This window comes from Adlercreutzia faecimuris, assembly GCF_022669055.1.
In the GTDB taxonomy this organism is placed as follows: domain Bacteria; phylum Actinomycetota; class Coriobacteriia; order Coriobacteriales; family Eggerthellaceae; genus Enterorhabdus; species Enterorhabdus faecimuris.
Genome location: NZ_JAJMLW010000001.1, coordinates 990,464 through 1,010,745, shown reverse-complemented (window position 1 = coordinate 1,010,745; position 20,282 = coordinate 990,464). Strand labels below are relative to the sequence as shown.

At 70.3% G+C, this 20,282-nt stretch carries 15 protein-coding genes; 4 read left to right on the top strand and 11 right to left on the bottom strand.

The genetic code is table 11. The annotated features are described in order from the left end of the window. Nucleotides 1–45 precede the first annotated feature (45 nt). The gene (locus tag LPT13_RS03595) at nucleotides 46–1,584 is read left to right on the top strand and encodes an LCP family protein (protein ID WP_242163601.1); all 1,539 of its coding nucleotides are present in this window, start codon (nucleotides 46–48) and stop codon (nucleotides 1,582–1,584) included. Between the two features lie 5 nt (nucleotides 1,585–1,589). Next, nucleotides 1,590–2,174, top strand: coding sequence for an NUDIX hydrolase (locus tag LPT13_RS03590; protein ID WP_242163598.1), 585 nt, complete (start codon nucleotides 1,590–1,592; stop codon nucleotides 2,172–2,174). A 353-nt stretch (nucleotides 2,175–2,527) separates the two neighbouring features. On the opposite strand, the gene LPT13_RS03585 is transcribed toward LPT13_RS03590, so the two are convergent. From LPT13_RS03585 to LPT13_RS03550, 8 genes are all read right to left on the bottom strand, one after another. After that, nucleotides 2,528–7,348, bottom strand: coding sequence for a 2-hydroxyacyl-CoA dehydratase (locus LPT13_RS03585; RefSeq protein ID WP_242163596.1), 4,821 nt, complete (start codon nucleotides 7,346–7,348; stop codon nucleotides 2,528–2,530). 27 nt (nucleotides 7,349–7,375) lie between these two features. Next, nucleotides 7,376–7,999 carry a TetR/AcrR family transcriptional regulator gene (locus LPT13_RS03580; RefSeq protein WP_430622562.1) on the bottom strand — a complete coding sequence of 208 codons (624 nt, stop codon included), beginning with the start codon at nucleotides 7,997–7,999 and terminating at the stop codon, nucleotides 7,376–7,378. Between the two features lie 208 nt (nucleotides 8,000–8,207). Then, nucleotides 8,208–8,912: a TorD/DmsD family molecular chaperone gene (locus LPT13_RS03575; RefSeq protein WP_242163592.1), complete on the bottom strand. Its 705-nt coding sequence runs from the start codon at nucleotides 8,910–8,912 to the stop codon at nucleotides 8,208–8,210. Then, complete coding sequence (locus LPT13_RS03570) at nucleotides 8,896–9,384, bottom strand: DUF4405 domain-containing protein (protein ID WP_242163589.1); 489 nt, start codon at nucleotides 9,382–9,384, stop codon at nucleotides 8,896–8,898. Before LPT13_RS03570 ends, LPT13_RS03575 begins: the two co-directional genes overlap by 17 nt. Nucleotides 9,385–9,389: 5 nt before the next feature. Further along, complete coding sequence (locus LPT13_RS03565; protein WP_242164267.1) at nucleotides 9,390–9,752, bottom strand: hypothetical protein; 363 nt, start codon at nucleotides 9,750–9,752, stop codon at nucleotides 9,390–9,392. Between the two features lie 235 nt (nucleotides 9,753–9,987). Further along, nucleotides 9,988–11,265, bottom strand: a complete 1,278-nt coding sequence (gene nrfD, locus LPT13_RS03560; RefSeq protein WP_242163587.1) for an NrfD/PsrC family molybdoenzyme membrane anchor subunit — start codon at nucleotides 11,263–11,265, stop codon at nucleotides 9,988–9,990. 14 nt (nucleotides 11,266–11,279) lie between these two features. Then, complete coding sequence (locus tag LPT13_RS03555) at nucleotides 11,280–11,912, bottom strand: 4Fe-4S dicluster domain-containing protein (protein WP_242163585.1); 633 nt, start codon at nucleotides 11,910–11,912, stop codon at nucleotides 11,280–11,282. 1 nt (nucleotide 11,913) lies between these two features. Then, a complete protein-coding gene (locus LPT13_RS03550) occupies nucleotides 11,914–14,460 on the bottom strand; it encodes a molybdopterin-containing oxidoreductase family protein (RefSeq protein ID WP_242163583.1) in 2,547 nt (848 codons plus the stop codon). Between the two features lie 368 nt (nucleotides 14,461–14,828). Here LPT13_RS03550 and LPT13_RS03545 point away from each other — a divergent pair, with 368 nt between their 5' ends. After that, nucleotides 14,829–15,380: a DUF6036 family nucleotidyltransferase gene (locus LPT13_RS03545; RefSeq protein WP_242163581.1), complete on the top strand. Its 552-nt coding sequence runs from the start codon at nucleotides 14,829–14,831 to the stop codon at nucleotides 15,378–15,380. Continuing rightward, nucleotides 15,364–15,906: a hypothetical protein gene (locus LPT13_RS03540; RefSeq protein WP_242163579.1), complete on the top strand. Its 543-nt coding sequence runs from the start codon at nucleotides 15,364–15,366 to the stop codon at nucleotides 15,904–15,906. The genes LPT13_RS03545 and LPT13_RS03540 overlap by 17 nt, the downstream gene beginning before the upstream one ends. Before the next feature lie 23 nt (nucleotides 15,907–15,929). Here the strand turns inward: LPT13_RS03540 and LPT13_RS03535 are convergent, their stop codons facing one another. From LPT13_RS03535 to LPT13_RS03525, 3 genes are all read right to left on the bottom strand, one after another. After that, entirely contained in the window at nucleotides 15,930–18,080 is a 2,151-nt protein-coding gene (locus LPT13_RS03535; RefSeq protein WP_430622553.1) for a helix-hairpin-helix domain-containing protein, read from the bottom strand. A 105-nt stretch (nucleotides 18,081–18,185) separates the two neighbouring features. Further along, nucleotides 18,186–18,575: a CdiA C-terminal domain-containing protein gene (locus tag LPT13_RS03530; RefSeq protein WP_242163577.1), complete on the bottom strand. Its 390-nt coding sequence runs from the start codon at nucleotides 18,573–18,575 to the stop codon at nucleotides 18,186–18,188. Between the two features lie 52 nt (nucleotides 18,576–18,627). Then, on the bottom strand, nucleotides 18,628–20,046 hold the full coding sequence (locus LPT13_RS03525) for a radical SAM protein (protein ID WP_242163575.1): 1,419 nt from the start codon (nucleotides 20,044–20,046) through the stop codon (nucleotides 18,628–18,630). Nucleotides 20,047–20,282: the final 236 nt, after the last annotated feature.

Genomic DNA, 20,282 nt, shown 5'->3' with positions numbered 1-20,282 from the left:
GTAGAATACGGGCGTAATCGTGGTATCCCGGAGCGAGGAGCAGCCATGGAACGAGACCCCCTCCCCCACGCCGACCGCCTCCCGGACGCGGGGGAAGAGCCGCCTGCGGAAGCCGCCGTGACGCCTGCGCCCGACGCCCCCGCTCCCAGAAGGCGCCTCTCGGCGCGCGGCAAGCGCCTCGTCGCGGCCGGCGCTATCGCCGTCGTGGGCGCCCTCGTCGGCGCGGGCCTCGCCTTCGCCAGCTACCTCGCCAACGTGAACCAGGAGCTCACCCAGGGCGACAAGACCGTCGAGGAGGTCGAGGAGATCGAGGAGGCCCTCGCCCACCACTCCGACTTCACCGAGCCCTTCTACCTGCTGCTCATCGGCTCGGACGCGCGGCCCGACGACCCGTCCATGGGGGCGCGGTCCGACACCAACATCCTCGCGCGCGTCGACCCCGTGGCCGACCAGGTCACCCTCGTCTCCATCCCGCGCGACACCAAGGTCACCATCCCCGGCCACGGCACCTGCAAGTTCAACGCGGCCTACGCCTACGGCGGCGTGCCGGGCGTCATCCGCGCCACCAACGACCTTCTGGGCGTGGAGGTGGCCCACTACGCCGAGGTCAACTTCGACAAGCTGATGGAGCTGGTGGACGCCCTGGGCGGCGTCGACGTGGAGGTCGACGTGCGCATCGACGACGTGAAGGCCGACTACAACACCTACGACCGCCACAACGTCATCGAGCCGGGGTTGCAGCACCTCGACGGCAGCCACGCGCTCACCTTCGCGCGCAGCCGCGCCTTCCCCGACGGCGACTTCACGCGCACGGCGCACCAGCGCACCCTCATCATGGCCATCGTGAACCAGGCCCTCGGCCTGTCGCCCACGCAGCTGCCCGCCGTGGTGGAGGCCGGCGCGAAGTGCGTGACCACCGACCTCACGATCGCCCAGGTGCTCGACCTGGCCCTGCAGTTCCGCGACGCGGGCGACCTGGTCATCTACTCGGCCATGCTGCCGTCGTTCACGCAGAACATCGGCGGGGTGTCCTACGTCATCAACGACGCGGAGGCCACGGCCGAGATGATGGCCCTGGTGGAGGCGGGCGAGGACCCGAGCGGGATCGTGTCGACGAAGTCGGCGGCCGACGTGGGCGGATCCGGCGCCGCGACCGCCCCGAGCGCGCCCGCGGCGCCAGCTGAACCCGAGCAGCCCGCGGCGCCCGCGGCCCCCGAGCAGCCGCCGGCGGCCCAGCCGGGCGGTGATGCGGGGGCGGGGACGATCAGCGGGAAGCCGGGCGCGGGCGAGGGCGCGGGAGGCGACGCGAAGCCGCCCGCCGGCGGTGACGGCGGCGGCACGGACGCGGGCGCCGGGAAGCCGGGCGACGGCGCGGGCGACGGCGGATCCAGCGGCGGAAGCGCGGGATCCGGCGGCACCAAGCCCAACGGCGGCGCGGGATCCGGCGACGCGGGCGCGGGCGGCGGGGCCGTCAAGCCGGACGCCGGCGCGGCGGGCGGCAAGCAGCCCGCTGGCGGCGCGCCGGCGGAGAGCTCGGCGCCAGCCGGCAGCGCGGCGGGCGCGGCCGCGGGGAAGGCCGCCTGATCCCCATGGCCCTCGACGCCCTCATCGCAGACATCCGCGCCTACGAGCCGTTCAACGAGCAGGAGGCCGTCGACAAGCCGGTCATCCTGCGCGCGCTCACGGCCGGCCCCGCCTGCCTCGACCGCTCGGCGCTCGCGCACCTGGCCTGCTCCATCTGGACGGTCGATCCCACGTTCACGCGCACGCTGCTCGTCTACCACAACATCTACGACTCGTGGAGCTGGATCGGAGGCCATGCCGACGGCGAGGCCGACCTGGCCTCCATCGCCCTGCGCGAGCTGGCCGAGGAGACCGGCGTCGAGGACGCGCGCCTCGTCCCCTGCGGGCCGGGCGGCATCTACTCGCTCGAGGTGCTCACCGTGGACGGCCACGAGAAGCGCGGCCGCTACGTCGGCTCGCACCTGCACCTCAACGTCACGTACCTGGCGGTGGCCGATCCCGCCGCGCCCCTGCGCCCCAAGCCCGACGAGAACTCCGGCGTCCGCTGGGCCGCCCTCGACGAGGCCCTGGCGCTCTCCACCGAGCCCTGGATCCGCGACCGCATCTACCGCAAGCTCATAGCCAAGCTCCCCGCCGTGCAGCCGAGGTAGCGCCGGCGCGGCGCCCTCCTTGCAGCCGATTTGCCGTTTCATATCCATTTCAGCGAGTTTTCCGAGGCTCTTTGCCCCACGTGGCCGCCTTTCGAGGGCTCCTCTTGGGATGCGATTACCATTTCCCCAGGTCACGATATTTCATAGGGGCGCCATCGTTCGCGCGAGGCACTGATTTTCGCCGCTCGCCCTCGGAAAACTCGCCGAAATGGATATGAAACGCCCCGGAGAGCGCAAAAAGCCGCAAGGACGCGGACGCGCCCGCAAAGGGAGGGGCCGCCCACCCGGGCGACCCCTCCCTCACGCACCCACGCGTGGGCCCGCGCCCCGCGCGTGGGGCGCGGGGCGCGGCGCTACTCCGCGGTCTCGGTCCTTATCTCCACGTAGCCCACCTTCTCGCTCTTGGGCTTCCCGGGCTTGGCGACGAAGGCATCGCGGTCGGCGCGGGCCTCGCGCTCCTTCGCGGCCAGGTTCGCCTTGGCCACGGCGATCATCAGCTTGATGCGGTTGAGCTGGTTGACCTCGGAGGCGCCCGGGTCGTAGTCCACCGCCACGATGTTGCTCTCGGGGTACTGACGGCGCAGCTCCTTGATGACCGCCTTGCCCACCACGTGGTTGGGCAGGCACGCGAAGGGCTGGGCGCACACCACGTTGGGCGTGCCCTCGCGGATGAGCTCGACCATCTCGGCCGTGAGCAGCCACCCCTCGCCCATCGAGTTGCACAGCGACAGGATCTGCTCGGCGTAGTCGGCCAGCTCGTAGATGTCGGTCACCGGCTGGAAGCGCTGCGAGCGGCGCAGGGCGTCGTTCACCGGCTTGCGGAACTTCGCGATGGCCTCGAGCGCGATCTTCGACCCCACCGCGCCCTTTGACGAGCGGCCGAGCGGGTCCTTCTGGAAGATGGCGCCCGCGATGCCGAACAGGAAGAACTCGATGAGCCCGGGCACGACGGCCTCGCAGCCCTCGCGCTCGATGACGTCCACCAGCTGGTTGTTGGCCGTCGGGTGGAACTTCACCAGGATCTCGCCCACCACGCCCACGCGCGGCTTGGTGCCCTCGCCGGCCAGCGGCAGCGTGTCGAAGTCCTCGACGATCTGACGCACCGTGCGCTTGAACTCGCCGTACTTGACGCCGCGGTGCAGCTGCCCCTTGCACGTGGCCATCCAGTGGTCGAACAGGCGCGTGGCGCTGCCCGGCTCCACCTCGTAGGGACGCGTGCGGTACAAACACATCATCAGCAGATCGCCGTAGCACAGCGCGTAGATGGCCTGGAGCAGCATCTTCGGCGTGATCTTGAAGCCGGGGTTCACCTCGCCCAGGTCCTTGAACGACAGCGCGATGACGGGGATGTGCCCGAGCCCCACGGCCTTGAGCGCCTTGCGGATGAGCGCGATGTAGTTGGTGGCGCGGCAGCCGCCGCCGGTCTGCGTGATGAGCACGGCCAGCTTGTCGGTGTCGTACCTGCCCGACAGCACCGCCTCCATGATCTGGCCCGTGACCAGGATGGACGGGTAGCAGATGTCGTTGTTGACGAACTTGAGGCCCGCGTCCACCGCCCCGTGGTCCACCGACGGCAGAAGCTCGACGTTGTAGCCGAAGCGCTGGAAGATGTCGATGAGCAGGTCGAAGTGGATGGGGGCCATCTGCGGCGCCAGGATGGTGTAGCCGGCCTCCTTCATCTCCTCGGTGAACTGCGGGCGGGCGAACTCGGTGGACGCGCCCTCGCGCTGCTCGACCTCGGCGGCGCGCACGACGCCGTCGGCCTTCTCGGTGAACGAGGCGGGCACGAGCTTGTCCATGTCGTCCAGGTTGATGGACGCGGCCGGGCACGGGTGGCCGGCGGCGCGGGCGTCGGCCTCGGCCTCGGCGTCGCGGTCGGCCTGGTCCTTGAGCGCGGCGAGCAGGCTGCGCACGCGGATGCGGGCGGCGCCAAGGTTGGACACCTCGTCGATCTTGAGCACCGTGTACACCTTGCCGGCCGCCTCGAGCACCTCCTGGACCTGGTCGGTGGTGAGCGCGTCCAGGCCGCAGCCGAAGGAGTTCAGCTGGATGAGGTCGAGGTCCTTGCGCTGGGTGACCACCTTCGCCGCCGCGTAGAGACGCGTGTGGTACATCCACTGGTCGACCACGCGGATGGGCCGCTCGAGCTGGCCCAGGTGCGCCACCGAGTCCTCGGTGAGCACGGCCAGGCCGAAGCTCGTGAGCAGCTCGGGGATGGCGTGGTTGATCTCCGGGTCGTTGTGGTAGGGGCGCCCCGCCAGCACGATGCCGCGGGTGCCCGTCTCCTCCATCCAGGCGAGCGTCTCGACGCCCTTGGTGCGCATGTCGCGCTTGAACGCCTCGTCCTCGGCCCAGGCGGCGTCCACCGCGGCGGCCACCTCGTCGGCCGCAAGCGGCGCGCCGTGGCGCCCGGCCGCGTCGGCCAGGTTGCGCCCCAGCTCCACGAACAGGCGCTCCTTCAGGTGCTCCTTGTTGTCGTAGGGCAGCCACGGCGTGAGCAGCGGCACGTCGCCGCCGCGCAGCTCGTCGATGTTGAGGCGCAGCGCCTCGGGGTAGCTCGCCACGATGGGGCAGTTGAAGTGGTTGCCCGCGGTCTCGTCCTCCTGGCGCTCCCACTTGGAGCACGGCATCCAGATGAAGTCGGGCCGCTTGTCCAGCAGGTTCATGATGTGGCCGTGGGAGAGCTTGGCCGGGTAGCACACGCTCTCGGACGGCATGGACTCGATGCCCGCCTCGTAGGTCTTCTTCGTGGACGGGTCGGAGAGGATGACGCGGTAGCCCAGGCGCGTGAAGAAGGTGAACCAGAAGGGGAAGTTCTCGTACTGGTTGAGCGCGCGCGGGATGCCCACGGTGCCGCGCGGGGCGTCCTCGGGCGCGAGCGGCTCGTAGTGGTCGAACAGCCGGCGGCTCTTGTACTCGAAGAGGTTGGGCACCTGCGCGGCGCCCTTGCCCGCGCCGAGGCTCTCGCCCTTCTCGCAGCGGTTGCCGGTGATGAAGCGGCGGTGCTTGCCCGTGGCCTCGTCGACGCCGAAGTCGTTCACGGTGAGCAGGCAGGCGTTCGCGCAGCCCTTGCAGCGCACCGTCCTGTGGGTGGGTGCGAGCGCCTCGATGGCGTCGAGGGTGAGCAGCGACGACGTCGGCGGCTCGGCGCGCACGTCGCGCTGGAGGGCCGCCTCGTAGCGGTCGCGGGCCAGAAGCGCCGCGCCGAACGCGCCCATGTTGCCGGCGATGTCGGGCCGCACGGCGTTCACCTCGGAGAGCTGCTCGAAGGCGCGCAGCACCGCGTCGTTCAGGAACGTGCCGCCCTGGACGATGACCTTGGTGCCCACGTCGTGCGGGTCGCGGATCTTGATGACCTTGAACAGCGCGTTCTTGATGACCGAGATGGCCAGGCCCGCGGCGATGTCGCCCACCGTGGCGCCCTCCTTCTGGGCCTGCTTCACGCGCGAGTTCATGAACACGGTGCAGCGGCTGCCCAGATCGACCGGGCTCTCGGCGCGGATGGCGGTCTCGGCGAAGGAGGCCACGTCCAGGTCGAGCCCGCTCGCGAAGCTCTCGATGAAGCTGCCGCAGCCGCTCGAGCACGCCTCGTTGAGCATGATGTGGTCGATGACGCCGTCCTTCACGCGCAGGCACTTCATGTCCTGGCCGCCGATGTCCAGGATGAACTCGACGCCGGGCAGCATCGCCTGGGCGCCGCGCAGGTGCGCCACCGTCTCGATCTCGCCGGAGTCGACGCGCAGCGCCTCGAGGAGCAGGCCCTCGCCGTAGCCGGTGACGGTGGCGTGCCCGATGGTCACGAGCGGCTCGCCGGTGGCGGCATCGGTCGGCAGCGCGCGGTACAGGTCGGCGAGCGCCGCCTTCGCGCAGCCGAGCACGTCGCCCTTGTTCGACGCGTAGGTCGACCACAGAAGCGCGCCGTCGCCGCCGATGAGGGCGGCCTTGAAGGTGGTCGAGCCCGCGTCGATGCCGAGGAAGGCGGTGCCGCGGTAGTCGGCCAGGCTGGCGCGGCGCACCCGCTCGGCGTCGTGGCGCTCGCGGAAGGCGGCGTACTCGGCGTCGTCGGCGAACAGCGGCGCCAGGCGCACCACCTCGGACCCCTGCATATCGCCCAGGCCCTCCAGGCGCGTGAGGATGTCGGCGAGCCGCTCGGGGGCCGCGCCCTCGGCCGCGCCGGCGATGGCGCAGCCCGACGCCACGAACAGGTGCGCGTTCTCGGGCACGAGGATGTGGTCCTCGTCGAGGGCGAGCGTCTCGTAGAAGCGGGCGCGCAGCTCGGGCAGATACTGGAGCGGGCCGCCGAGGAAGGCGACGTTTCCCCTGATAGGGCGCCCACATGCCAGGCCGGATATGGTCTGGGTGACCACGGACTGGAAGATGGACGCGGCGATGTCCTCCTTGCGCGCGCCCTCGTTCAAAAGCGGCTGCACGTCGGTCTTGGCGAACACGCCGCAGCGGCTGGCGATGGGATAGATGGTCTCGTGGCTCTTCGCCAGCTCGTTCAGGCCGCCCGCGTCGGTGTTGAGGAGCGCCGCCATCTGGTCGATGAACGCGCCCGTGCCACCGGCGCAGGTGCCGTTCATGCGCTGCTCGATGCCGTTGTCGAAGTAGATGATCTTGGCGTCCTCGCCGCCCAGCTCGATGGCCACGTCGGTGCGGGGGATGAACGTCTCGACCGCCGTCTTCGACGCGATGACCTCCTGCACGAAGGCGACGTTCAGCCACTGCGACAGCAGAAGCCCGCCGGATCCGGTGATGGCCACGGTCATGGCCTCGTCGGGGAAGGCGGCGGCGGCCTCGCGCAGCACCTCGATGATGGTGGCGCGCACGTCGGCGTGGTGGCGGCGGTACACCGACCAGCGCACCTCGTCGGCGGCGTCGAGCACGGCCAGCTTCACCGTGGTCGAGCCCACGTCGATGCCGATGCGCAGGGCGGCCGGGTCGGCGGCCGGCGCGGCGTCGGCGTCTGCGGGGAGGGTGCCGGCGGAGGCTCCGCTCAGAAGCTGCGCAGCCCTCGCTCCGCCTCCGCCGGCACCCTCCCCGCCTTCCCCGCCCTGCGGCGACGCAGCCGACCCGGGCCACGTCTCCTCCACGCGCGTGACGCGCATGACGGCGGGGTCGACGCTCTCGTCGTTTCTGATCTGCACGTACTTGCCAGTCTTGGCTCGCTTCATGATCCTTTAGCCTCTCCCTGTCGTGGCCTAAAGCTCGATGGACTCGCCAGGTTTGATGAAGAGCAGGCGCAGGGCGATGACGGCCATCTCCTCGGATGACTCCGCCATGCCCGTCTCCAGCCAACGGGTGATGACCCCCAGGTACGCCGACGCGTAGAACGCCACGTAGTAGCTGACGAACGGCGTGGGGTTCTCGCGGTAGCGCTCGTGGAGGATGTTCTCGATGAGATCGGTGCACACGGCATCGCGCAGGCGCGGGGCGAAGCGCACGTCGCCGCCCGGCCCCATGACCGCGCGCAGGAAGTCGGCCTGGCCCCGCAGGTAGTCGAACAGATCCACGAGGAACGGCAGCGGCGCGCGGCCGAGGCGCGAGCGCAGAAGCTGCGTGAGCGAGATCTGCCGCATCGACTCGCGGAAGCGGTCGAGGTCGGCGATGACCTCGTCCTCGAGCGTGAGCAGCAGATCTTCCTTGTCGCGGAAGTGGTTGTAGAACGTGCCGCGGTTGAGATCGGCCCGGGCGCACAGGTCATTGACCGTGAACGCGTCGTAGCCGCGCTCCTCCAGAAGCGCGATGAGCGCGTCGCGCAGCGCCCGCTTCGAGCGGACGATGCGCCGGTCCTGCACGCAGGCCCCACCGGTATCAGCCAACAGGCTCCTTCCCCCGTCTTGCACAGCGAGAGCAAAAATGAACACGCTGTTCATTAGGGCGCATTGTACCTGGAACCAACGACCGCCGCAACCGTCACGAACGGCCCAGACGCAGGACGGCCCCCGGGGGATCCGGGGGCCGTCGGAAAGGCGCGGATGGCGCGCGGCGGGCACGGCGCGGGCGCGGGCCGGCGCAGGCGCGCAGCGGGCGCTAGGCGGCGAGAAACGCCTTGAGCAGGCTGCCCGCCTGGGGGTAGAACGGCAGGCGCGCCTCCTCGGCGGCCTTGTCGGCGAAGCGGGGCGCCCAAGTGCGGACGTGCTCGTCGAGGAACTGGGCGTAGGCCGCCTCGGGCGATCCGCCCGGCAGGTCGGCCGAGGCCACCACGTCGCCGGGCTCGCCGGCGTCGTCGCCGTCGGGGGCCGCGTCGGCGCCCGCCGCCTCCACGGCGGCGCGCAGGGCCAGGTACTCCAAGAGCTCCATCTCGGTGGCGATGTGGTCGAGCGGCTCGTTGGTGCCCTCGGGGCGGCCCAGGCCGCAGGCCTTGCAGAAGCGCTCCACGTCCATGGAGTGCGGGTTCACGAACAGAAGCGCCTGCACCCCGTCGTCGGCCGCGCGCCAGACGCCCTCATAGGGGCTGCACGTCGGCTCGGGCGCGCCCACGAACAGGCGCGTGGCCTCGGCGCGCAGGGCGTGCTTGAGCTCGTCGGGGTCGTCCATCTGGGCGGCCTCGGCGGCGCCGGGCGCGCCGTCGGCCGGCCAGTCCAGGCCCAGGACGCCGACGATCTCCTCGGCGGCCTCGCCCCACTCGCCGCTCGCGAGCGCGCCCACCAGCACGTCATCGGGGTAGCGGAAGCTCAGGGCGAGCAGCTCGCACAGGGCGGCGCGGGCCTGCCAGGTATCAGCGGTCACGGTCATGGTCGGTCTCCTTCTTCGCGGAGGGGCTTTTTCTTCTGAGCAAACGATACGCTATTCCCGCGTTCAGGAACAGGTGAATCAGAAGGAGAGCCAAAAGGACTTTGGCCGAGGCGGCGTGCAGCGGGTTCCAGAAGTAGTAGCCCTCGGCGTAGAGCCCGAGCGCCGGAAGCACGGCGCCCGACACCATGACGCCCGATACCACGCAGGTCATGAGCGCCACGGCGAGCAGCACCGCGAGCACCGTGCGAGCCGTGCGGGCCCCGGCGCCGCGAACCGGGGCGGCCGCGTCCTGCGCGGGGGACGCCTTGCGGCGGGGCAGCGCCTGGATCAGGTGCTGGGCCAGGTGCACGCCCAGCACCACGAACACGGCCAGGCCCAGCCACTCGTGGAAGGCCACGCCCGTGAGGGCGGGCAGGGACACGACGACGTAGGCGACGAGCGCGACGGCGTCGACGGCGAGCTTTCCGCGCATGGCGATCACCTCACCTTCCGGACGACGAGGACCAGCGCGATGACGACGGCCACGGGCATGAGTATCCACAGGTTGAGCGAGGCGTCGGAGGCCTGGTGGTAGCGGCCGCGCAGGGTGTCCCAGGCGTGGCACTCGACGGAGGCGCAGCCCGCCTCGGGGCAGGTCATCTCGTGGACGCCGTCGGGCTCGGGCACGTCGTCGAAGCCGTGGCACGACCCGCTGGCGCAGCCGGTGGCCGGGCAGGGCGACGACTCCTCGATGGGCACGGGCACGGGCGCCGCGCCCGGCTGGGCGAGGGCCCCGGCCCCCAGGACGCAGGCGCCGATGAGCGCCAGCGCAGCGAACGTTATCAGCAGCTTCTTCACCATGGGCACAGCCTTCTCCTCAGGCGGGATGCCGGCGCTCCCCTGCGCCCTCGGGCCGTCCCGCGAACTACCTGCATTATGTCAGGTCGTAGATACTATGACAAGATATGACAGGAAGCGGCCGACCCCCCGGGAGGGAGCGGCCGCGCCTGCGTGAGGAAGGGGGCGGATCGGAGGAGGGAGAGATCCGATCCGCCCCGAAGAGAGAGGGGGGGGCAGGCAAGCCCGCCCGGGCCGGCTACTGCTCGTCGGCCTTCGGGCGCAGCGGCAGGTACTTCACACCGAGCAGGAAGATGAGCACGGCCAGGCCGATGACGCCCAGGCACACGCCCCACTCGATGGGGGCCGGCCAGTAGACCATGCCCTGGTAGGCGCCGGCCATGCCCGACTCCCAGCCGGTGACGGTCATCGGCGTCAGGGGGCCGGCGTAGTCCGCCAGGCCGTTGATCTGGAAGCCGCCCACCAGCAGCTGCACGCGCTTGCAGAGGATCGCCAGGATGGCGGCCACGCCGGCCACGGCCAGCAGCGGGTTGGTGCGTAGGGAGGGCACCAGGCAGATGACGGCGGCCACGACGCAGAGCACGATCTCGCCCCAGAAGAAGGGCGCGAGCGGGCCGGACACGAGCATGTCCACCACGGCCATGCCGTCGGCGGCCGGGAAGGCCTCGGTGAGCAGGTCGCAGCCGAAGAAGTACAGGTCGACGAGCACGAACACGGCCAGGAGCTTGGCGAGCTTCACCAGGTGGGCCTGGTCGAGCTTGAGGTAGCCGGCCGCGCGCAGGGCCATGGACGCCACCATGACGAGCGCGGTGCCGCAGACGAGGGCCGAGGACACGAACCAGGGGGCTAGCAGCGCCGTGTGCCACATCTCGCGGCCCTGCTGCAGGCCGAAGATCCAGGCGGTCACGCTGTGCACCAGCACGGCGCACACGAGGGCGACGACCGAGATCACGCGCAGGGCCGTGTGGGACACCTTGCCCTTCTCAGCCTGTACCTGCGCCCAGAGGTAGACGCACGACAGGATGAGGTAGGTGCCCAGCACGATGATGTCCCACATCAGCGGCGAGCCCAGGTTGGAGTACGCGAAGAGCTCCCACAGGCGCACCGGCTGGCCCAGGTCGACCACGACGAAGCCGATGGCGGCCACGGTGCAGGCGATGGAGCTGAACACAGCCACCTTGGAGATGCCGCCGAAGCCCTTGATGCCGAAGGCCTTCGGCACCGACGAGATGATCAGGCCGCCGGCGCTCAAGCCGACGAAGAACATGAACATCGTGATGTAGAGGCCCCAGGAGTCGAGGTTCCTCATGGCGGTCTGCACCATGCCGCCCGAGAGCTGCATGACCCACAAGACGATGCCGATCAGGGTGATCACGGCCGACACGCCGATGCCGACGGTGAGGCCCTTCCCGCCCCAGGTCGCCGCCCGGGCGCCCGCGGCCTCGCGGGCCTTCGGCGCCGCGGCCGGGTTGAAGTCGTCGTCGATGACGCCGACGCCGTTGTTGATATCAGACATGGTCGTCATCCTTTCTAGACCAGGTAGTAGACGGACGGCTTGGTGCCGCGGTCTTCCAGCAGCTGCTTGTAGTTGCGGCTCGCTATCATCTTGGACACGTCGCTGTCGGGGTCGTCCAGGTCGCCCCAGAAGCGGGCGCGACCGACGCACAGGCGCATGCAGGCCGGCTCCTCGCCCTGGGAGGTACGGTGGTAGCAGAACGTGCACTTCTCGACGACGTGCTTCTGGTGCGCCGGGGCGTCCTTGCTGCCCGTCGCGTAGTCCATGTGGTACTGCGGGTCCTCCCAGTTGAACGACCGCACGCCGTTGTAGGGGCAGGCCGACATGCACATGCGGCAGCCGATGCACTTGTCGTAGTCCTGGCGGACGACGCCCGTCTCCGGGTCGCGGTAGGTGGCGCCCACGGGGCATACCTTCACGCAGGCCGGGTTCTCGCAGTGCTGGCACGACACCGGGATGTAGCCGAACTTCAGATCATCGGGATAGGTGCCGCCCACCATGTCGAACTCGGCGTCTCCCCCGTTGTCGGTGAGGACGCGGTTCCACCACATGTCGTTGGGCAGGTTGTTCTCCAGCTTGCACGCCATGGCGCACACGTGGCACCCGATGCACTTCTCGGTGTCGATCACCATTCCGTAATGGGTCATCCTACTTCACCTCTCCCTCGTACTTGCGCACCTCGACGAGCGTGTCGTCGAACGAGCTGTTCTGGTGCAGCAGGTTCAGATGATCGTTGGTGAGCTCCTGGTAGCTGCCCGCCACGTAGGCCTTGCGGTGCCAGCCCTTGGGCGAGGCCACCATGCCGGGGCGCACGGCGTTGTCGAACTTCACCTTGCAGACGCAGTGGCCGCGGTCGTTGTAGGCCTCCACGTAGTCGCCCGGGGCGATGCCGCGGGCCTCGGCGTCCACCGGGTTCATGCGCAGGTAGGGCTCGGGGTCGAGCTCGCGCAGGATGGGCGCGTGGTTGTACTGGGTGTGGAGGTGCCAGCGGGTGCGCTCGCAGTAGTGGTAGAGCGGGTACTTCGCGTGCTGCTCGGATCCGTCATAGGCCTCGTCGGGCGTATGGTAGGTGGGCAGGTGGTAGAAGTCCTTGTCGATGGGCTTGCCGATGTTGATGCGGGCGCCGGGATTCTCGACGTAGAACTCGAGGCGGCCGGACAGCGTCGGGAAGCGCTGGTCCTCCCAGTGGATCCAGTTCTCCTCGCGGTCGGCGATGACGCCCTTCTCCTTGAGGTTGTCGTAGCTGATGCCCCAGGGCTTGCCCTTCTCGGTATCGAGGACGATGCGCATCATCTCCTCGTTGGTCTTCGCGTAGAACGCCTTGGCCTTCTCGTTGCTCGTGTGCTGGGCGATCAGGCGGAAGATGTCGACGTCCTCCTTGGCCTCGCCGATGGGGTCGACCACCTTGTTGGCCATGTAGAGGAACGGCGTGTGCGAGGACGCCTGCACCCAGTCGTACTCGAAGTAGTGGGTGCACGGCAGGACGATGTCGCTGTACTCGCAGGTCTCGCTGAACTCCATGTCGTTGGTGACGATGCAGGGGATCTTCGGCAGGACCTCCTCGATGGTCTTGCGCTGGGCCGCGTAGCTGCCCACGGGGTTGGCGCCGATGTTGTAGAGCAGGCGCACGGGGAAGTCCTTCCCCTTGTACTGGCCCGTCTCGAGGACCTCGGGGAGCTGGAGCCACGGCAGCTCGTCGGTGATGCCGGCCAGGCCCGCGGGGAACAGGATGCCCGCCTGGTTGATGGAGGGCTTGTTCTTGCCGAGGTGGCCGATGGAGGCGCCGCGCTTGCCGATGTTGCCGGTGATGGAGGCCAGGGTGGCCCAGGTCATGCCCATCTCCTCGCAGTTATCGTAGAGGTGGTAGCCGGCGTAGATGGTGGATGGGGTGTCCTGGGAGTACATGCGCGCGAGCTCCAGGATGGTGTCGGCGGGAACCTCGGTCATCTCCTCGGCCCACTCGAGCGTGCATTCGGCCATGTGCTCCTTGAGCAGGGTCCAGGCCGTGGTGACCTTGACGCCGTTGACCTCGAAGGTGCCCTCGAGCGCGGGGTTCGCCACGTCGTTCAGGCCGCCCGGGGCGCCCGCGTCGGCGTCCCACACCACGTAGGCGGCCGTCTGCTCGGCCGTGGGGATCTTGCCGGCCTTGGTGCCCTGGAGCAGCAGCATGCCGTAGAAGGGGTACTCGGGAAGCTGGGCGGGGCCGGCCTCGCCGAAGTCGGTGCTGCGCAGGAAGTGGCCGTTGTCCTCGCGCACGAGCAGCGGGGCGCAGGTCTTGTCACGCAGGAAGTCGGTGTCGTACCACTCGTTCTCGATGATGGCGTTCACCATGGCCATGCCGAGCGCCGGGTCGGTGCCGGGCTTGATGGGCACCCACTTCGTGGCCTGGCGCGCCGCGATGGTGTAGGTGGGGTCGATGACCACCAGGTTCGCGCCGGCCTCCTTGGCCTCGATGCAGAAGTGCCAGTTGTGCGGCTCGGAGTTCGGCGGGTTGGAGTCCCAGATGAGCAGCGTCTTGGCGAAGCGGTAGTCGCCCGACATGTTGCGCTGGTTGAAGTCCCAGCCGCTGCCCGTCACCTCACCGATGCCCACCAGGTCGCCGTAGTCCAGGCACACGTCCAGGCCCTGGAAGCCGAAGGCGTTGATGAAGCCGATGCCCGCGGTGAGCCCGCCATAGGCGGCGAACGAGTTGCCCGCCGACACCAGGATGCAGTTGGAGTGCGGGCCGTAGTTCTTCGTGTTGTACTCGAGGGTCTCGCCCACCAGCTTTGCGGCCTCATCCCAGGTCAGGCGCTCCCACTCGTCGCTGCCGCGGTTCTCGACGTGCGGATCCTCGAGCGACCAGGAGGCGCGCTTCATGGGGTAGAGCACGCGGTTGAAGTCGTACAGGCGGTTGGCGTGGCTGAAGCCGCGCATGCAGATGCGCTCGTAGGCCGGGTACGGGATGTTCTCGTTGGCGCGGATGTTGACCATGCGCCCCTCGCGGACGGTGGCCACCAGCGAGCAGGTGCCCTGGCAGTTGCAGCCGCAGACGCAGACGACCTCGCGCTCCTCGGGCGTCTCGGCCGCGTGGGCATCCGGCGCCAGGGTGGTCATGGCGCCCCCGCTCACGGCCGCGGCGCCGGCCACGGCAGCGGAGGTCTTGAGAAAGCTTCTGCGGGATATGCCCCGGACCGGGGCGGCGGAATCCGACATTCCTCCTCCTTCTCTTGCGTGAAGGACGCCTCCCGCGTCCTTCCCTCCCCAGGAGAGGGCGTCGCATGCGCGGCCCTCCCCCGTGCGCGAGCCGCCGTGCACGGGCGGCTCCCGCCGGCGCGACCCCGCCCAGCGGCGGGCCCGCGTCTCGGCGCCCGGTCCTGCATCCCGGCGGGCCCTGCGCCTCGGCGGGGCTGGCCCCTCCCCGCCTTCTGGGCCGTAGTGTACGCCGATCGTATGATTGTCGCAAGTCATTGCGACAATGTGACGTTATCTGATTTGAGGAGAATATGCCGCGCGTCTTGCCCCGTTTAGGCGAAGAGTATTATTATTCAATATCAATAATAATTATATGAAGGGGATGAATCATGGACGCATTGGGGAAAGACCGGCTCGCCGCCACGCTCCTGAGGATCGATGAGGAGGCCGACCTGCTGCTGGCCGAGAGCCGCCATCACCCCCAGGTGGTCATCGTGGGAGGCAGCGCGCTCATGCTGGCCGACCTGACCAGCCGGCCCGCGACCCATGACATCGACGTGCTGCAGTGCGATGCCGCGGTCAGGAAGGTCATCGCGGCCCACCGCGTCGCCAACGGCGCGGTCGCAGCCTACCTGGACCACGTCCCCTACAATTTCGAGGATCGCCTCGTGCCGCTCCCCCTCCCCGCGAGGCGCATCCGGTTCATGCGCCCGAGCCTGGAGGATCTGGCGGTCATGAAGCTCTACGCCTGGCGTCCCACCGACCAGGAGGATCTCGAGAGTCCCCAGCTCCTCCGGCAGATCGACTGGGATCTCATGGACGAGCTCGTGCATGGCGAAGAGGAGGCGCGGGCCTCCGCCCTGTCGCCGCGGCGCTACCGCGAGATGGCGGGCCTCTATGACGACTACGCGAGGAGGCACGGCCATGAACCGCACGTTTAGGGGCTTCCTCAAGGCATACTGCGCGGAGCTCTCCGGCATGCGAACCACCAGCCTCCGAAGGCTCTGCGCCGCCGCGCGGGAACGCGCACCCCGCGTGGCCGAGCCGCTCCTGCTCCTCGCCTTCGAGGAGGGAAGGGAGGACTACCTCCTCAAGCTGGCCGAGGGCAGCCGGCTCGGGGAGGAATGGGAGGGCGTCGCCGAATCGATCCGGGAGCACGGCGGCGTGCTGCCCTTCCTCGAATCAGGCGAGGCGCCGAAGCGCTACGCCGCCGTCCTCGACGCCTACCGCGCGCCCGATGATGCGCTGGCCGCGGATCGCCGCATCAACGGCCTGCTGCGCACGCGCACGCTCGCCGCGCTCGATGCCGCGGGAATGACCCGCTACCGGCTCTGCAAGGACCTCGGGCTGAACGCCGGCAACCTCTACGCCTACCTCGCCGGCGACGACGCGAAGGTGAGCCGCGCGACCGCGCGCCGGATCATGGAGCACGCCTCCGCGGCCGCAAGGGAGACGGCGAAGGGCTGACGCCCCGGCGGCGACGCGGCGGGTCAGGCCTTGTCGCGCACCATCGACAGCGAGATGCGGCCGCGCTGAGCGTCAACGGCGGTCACCCACACGGTGACGGTGTCGCCCACCGTGACCACCTCGCTCGGGTGGCGGACGAAGCGGTCGGCCATCTTCGACACGTGCACCAGGCCGTCCTGCTTGACGCCGATGTCGACGAAGGCGCCGAAGTCGACCACGTTGCGCACGGTACCGGAAAGCTCCATCCCCGGCGCCAGGTCGCCCATATCGCGCACGGTGCGGCTGAACACCACGGGCGGCGCGTCGTCGCGCGGGTCGCGGCCGGGCTTCTCCAGCTCAGCGATGATGTCGCGCAGGGTGGGCTCCCCCACCCCCAGCTCGGCCGCGAGCGCGCCCACGTCGCCCACGCGCCCGGCCAGGCCCGCCGCCCCGCCGCCGGCCAGCGCCGCGGGCCCCACGCCCGCGCGCCGCAGCACCGCGCGGGCCGCCTCGTAGCTCTCGGGATGCACGCCCGTCGCGTCCAGCGGCTCGCCCCCGCCGGCGACGCGCAGGAACCCGGCGCAGTTCTGGAACGCCTTGGGCCCCAGCCGGGGCACGTCCTTGAGCTCGCGGCGGCTGCGGAAGGGCCCGTGCTCGTCGCGATAGGCCACGATGTTGCGCGCCACCGCCTCGCTCACGCCCGCCACGTAGCTAAGCAGGCTCGCGCTCGCGGTGTTGAGGTCGACGCCCACCTCGTTCACCACGCGCTCCACCACGCCGGCGAGCACGCGCCCGAGCTCGGCCTGGTCCAGGTCGTGCTGGTACTGCCCCACCCCGATGGACTGCGGCGGTATCTTCACGAGCTCGGCCAGCGGGTCCTGCAGCCGCCGCCCCAGGCTGAGCGCGCCACGCGTGGTCACGTCCAGGTCGGGGTACTCCTCGCCGGCCAGCGCCGAGGCCGAGTACACCGACGCGCCGGCCTCGTTGACGATGGTGTAGCGCAGCGGCCGGTCGAACCCCTCGATGAAGTCCGCCACCGCCTCCTCGGTCTCGCGGCTGGCGGTGCCGTTGCCGATGGCGATGACGTCGACGTCGTAGCGGCGCGCCCACGCGGCCAGGGCGCGGCGCGTCCCCTCCACGTCGCGGCGGGGCGGCGTGGGAAAGACGGTGCCGTAGTCGAGCAGGTTGCCGTACTCGTCGATGACGGCCGCCTTGCAGCCGGTGCGGTAGCCCGGGTCGAGCGCGATGACGCGCACGCCGCGCACGGGCCGCTGGCGCAGCAGGCCCTCCACGTTCCTGGCGAAGACGCGGATGGCGTCGGCCTCGGCCCGGGCGGTGGCCTCGGCGCGCATCTCGCGCTCGAGCGACGGGGCGATCAGGCGCTTGTAGCCGTCGGCGACGGCCTCCTCGAGCTGCGGCGCGGCGCTCCCCCGCCGGATGACGCGGCGGCCGAGCCGCTCGACGGCCGCGTCGGCGTCCACCCGCACGCGCACCCTGAGGCGTCCCTCGCGCTCGCCGCGGTTGACGGCCAGCACCCGGTGGCCCGGGACGCGGCCGATCCCCTCGGAGAAGTCGCAGTACGCCTCGTAGCCCTCATGCGCGGACTCGTCGGCGGCGCGCGCCTCCAGCGAGCCGGTCGCGCGGGTGAAGGCGCGCAGGTCGGCCACGTTGTCGGCGTCCTCGGCGATGGCCTCGGCGGCGATGTCCCGGGCACCCTGGAGCGCCGCGGCGGCGGTCGCGTAGCCGGCGGCCGCGTTCACGTAGCGCGCGGCCTCGGCGGCCGGGTCGGCGGCGCTCCCGCGGCCCTGGGCCAGGATGAGCGACGCCAGCGGCCCGAGCCCGGCCTCGCGGGCGCGCGAGGCGCGGGTGGCGCGCTTCTTCTTGAACGGCTTGTACAGGTCCTCCACGCGCTGGAGCACCTGCGCCTCCCCGATGCGGGCGCGCAGCTCGTCGGTCAGCCGCCCCTGCTCGTCGATGGCGCGCAGCACCTCGGCCTTGCGCGCCTCGAGCGCCTCCAGGTAGGCCAGGCGCTCGCCCAGCTCGCGCAGGGTCGCGTCATCCAGGCCGCCGGTGGCCTCCTTGCGGTAGCGCGCGATGAACGGGATGGTGCAGCCCTCGGCCAGAAGCCCGCGCACGGCCTCCACCTGCCACCGCCGCACCCCCAGCTCATCAGCGAGAACGGAAGAGATGTCCACCAGGGCTCCTCTCAGGGCCTAAAAGAAGGGTCGGGCAAAAAAGAACGCCCGAGGAAGGTAACTGACGTACCGTTCGGGCGTTGATGAACTCATTGTAGGCAACCCCTACCTAATGTCAACGACATCACCGCGACGGTTCACGAAAAGGACGCGATCGATCCCCTTCAGAGCGAATGCGTGCTTTCTCAGCTCCCTCTCTATGGCCGCATCGGGTATGCCCTTCATTCTCCGGGAATCGAACACAATGCGGGAGGACTGCCACCGACCACGCTTCAAGTTCCTCTCCACCGCCTTGATATTTGACGCCGTCGGCGCCTTCAGCTCCCAGGTCAGTCCATCCATGAGAATGTCAGGGGTGGACTGGTGGTCGCTCTCGCTCTTCTTGATGAAGGCGACGCTACGGCCGGACTTGGCCAGCGCAAGCGCAGTCTGGTACTCATGCGGCCAAACGTTGGCATCGCCAGGAATGGTTATGTTCCCCACCGGTTTCTGCATAAGGGGATTATACGCATTCGCCCCGCGCCGGGGCGGGCTGCCGGGGAGGGCGCTAGCCCCAGCAGGTGATGCCGGCAGCGGCATCGGCAGGGGCGGTGGCGTCGTCCAGCTGGACGGGGGCGGCGTCCTCCAGGGGTTCCAGCTTGAGCTCGCGCAGGCCCACGGCGCCGTCCTCGCCGGCCACCGCGATGCTGCTCGACACGCAGGGGCGCGCGAGGCCTCCGTCGGGCCGGCGCACCGCCGCGGCTGCGGCGAGCCAGCGCGGGTGGAACGTCGTGGAGCCCGCCGCCTCGTCCTCCAGGAAGTCGCGGCAGCCGGTCTCGCGCAGCGCGGCGCGCACCGGCGCGCGGTCGGGCCCGAACACCATCCCCGCCTTGAGGAAGAAGTCGCCGTAGTCGAAGGCGTAGCGCGCGTCCACATCGCGGTGCGGCTCGTTCACGTTGCGCACCTGGGCGCGGTGCTTGTTCTCGAGCGAGCAGTAGTGCAGCCCGAGGGCGAGCCCCTCCGCGCGCGCCCATGCCATGAGCTCCAGGCACGCCTCCTCGCTGCCCTCCACCGCCAGCGCGCCGGCGTAGGAGTAGTCGAAGAACACGCGGAACGGCGGGTTGCGCAGGGTGAGCCCCATCGACTCGTACACCGGCCAGTTCCACAGCGGGTAGCAGAACTCCAGCAGGTTCACGCCGTCGACGCCCATGGCGTCCAGGCGGCGCAGCAGATCGCGCATGAAGCCCTCGGTGCCGGGGATGACGGGCATCTCCACCATGACGGTGCCGATCACCTCGCGCGCCAGCGCCAGGTTGCCGAGCACGCGCTCCAGGGCCGCCGGCGCGTCGTCGTGCTTCACGGAGAAGCGGGCCTCGTCCATCCCCGCGTCGCGCAGCCGCCCGAGCAGCGCGCGGTCGAGCATGTCGCCGGCCGTGTAGAGGCGCAGGTGCGCGTCGGGGAACAGCTCGCGCGCCCGGGCGAAGAAGGCCACTGCCTCGTCGGGCATGAGCAGAGGCTCGCCGCCGGTGAGCGCCACGGCGGCGGGCCGGGGCTCCTCGGCGGCCAGCTCGTCTAGGAGCCGGCGCCACGGGAAGGGATGCTCGCACCAGTAGGCGAAGTCCTCCTGGTTGGGGTTGAAGCAGAAGAAGCAGTCGCGGTGGCAGTTGTTGGTGAGGGCGAAGCTGCGGCTCACGCAGTCGCCGGTGCACGCCGCGCAGGCCCGGCTGAGAAAGCCCGACGCCACGCTGGCGCCGCCGTTGCGCACGCGCCCGCCCGCGGCCTCCACCTGGGCCCGGAGCACCCGGGCCCGCGCGCGCTCCTCGTCGCGCGGCGCGAAGGCGACGCCCGTGGCCTCGAGCGCCCGCAGGTAGTCGTCCTCGATGCCGCGGTAGAGCGCCAGCGCCGCGTCCCGCTGCGGGTTGGGAGCCTCCCCCGCGCCGCCCGCGGCCGCCCCGCGCGCCCGCGCCGCCTCGTCCCGCTCGCCCATCGCCTTCCCCTCTCGAAAGGGGGCGCGGCGCCGCGCCATGCGCGGGGCCGCGCCCGACGTCCCGTCTTCGATTGTCATAGTATCGCAGCCATTTGCGACAATCAACCGGCGGGCACGAGGCGCCCTCCCCCGCGGGGCGCCCCGCCACGTCGAGCGCCCCGCGCCGCGCGCGGCCGCCCCAGGCGCAGCCGACGCAGGCGGGGGCGGGCCGCCTCCCGGCGCCCCGCCCCCGCGCA

Coding starts and splice junctions, on each gene's coding strand:
- LPT13_RS03555 (WP_242163585.1), bottom strand. CDS start 11,912: ATGACCCATTACGGAATGGTGATCGACACCGAGAAGTGCATCGGGTGC.
- LPT13_RS03570 (WP_242163589.1), bottom strand. CDS start 9,384: ATGCGCGGAAAGCTCGCCGTCGACGCCGTCGCGCTCGTCGCCTACGTC.
- LPT13_RS03565 (WP_242164267.1), bottom strand. CDS start 9,752: ATGGTGAAGAAGCTGCTGATAACGTTCGCTGCGCTGGCGCTCATCGGC.
- LPT13_RS03585 (WP_242163596.1), bottom strand. CDS start 7,348: ATGAAGCGAGCCAAGACTGGCAAGTACGTGCAGATCAGAAACGACGAG.
- nrfD (WP_242163587.1), bottom strand. CDS start 11,265: ATGTCTGATATCAACAACGGCGTCGGCGTCATCGACGACGACTTCAAC.
- LPT13_RS03550 (WP_242163583.1), bottom strand. CDS start 14,460: ATGTCGGATTCCGCCGCCCCGGTCCGGGGCATATCCCGCAGAAGCTTT.
- LPT13_RS03525 (WP_242163575.1), bottom strand. CDS start 20,046: ATGGGCGAGCGGGACGAGGCGGCGCGGGCGCGCGGGGCGGCCGCGGGC.
- LPT13_RS03575 (WP_242163592.1), bottom strand. CDS start 8,912: ATGACCGTGACCGCTGATACCTGGCAGGCCCGCGCCGCCCTGTGCGAG.
- LPT13_RS03530 (WP_242163577.1), bottom strand. CDS start 18,575: ATGCAGAAACCGGTGGGGAACATAACCATTCCTGGCGATGCCAACGTT.
- LPT13_RS03540 (WP_242163579.1), top strand. CDS start 15,364: ATGAACCGCACGTTTAGGGGCTTCCTCAAGGCATACTGCGCGGAGCTC.
- LPT13_RS03545 (WP_242163581.1), top strand. CDS start 14,829: ATGGACGCATTGGGGAAAGACCGGCTCGCCGCCACGCTCCTGAGGATC.
- LPT13_RS03590 (WP_242163598.1), top strand. CDS start 1,590: ATGGCCCTCGACGCCCTCATCGCAGACATCCGCGCCTACGAGCCGTTC.
- LPT13_RS03595 (WP_242163601.1), top strand. CDS start 46: ATGGAACGAGACCCCCTCCCCCACGCCGACCGCCTCCCGGACGCGGGG.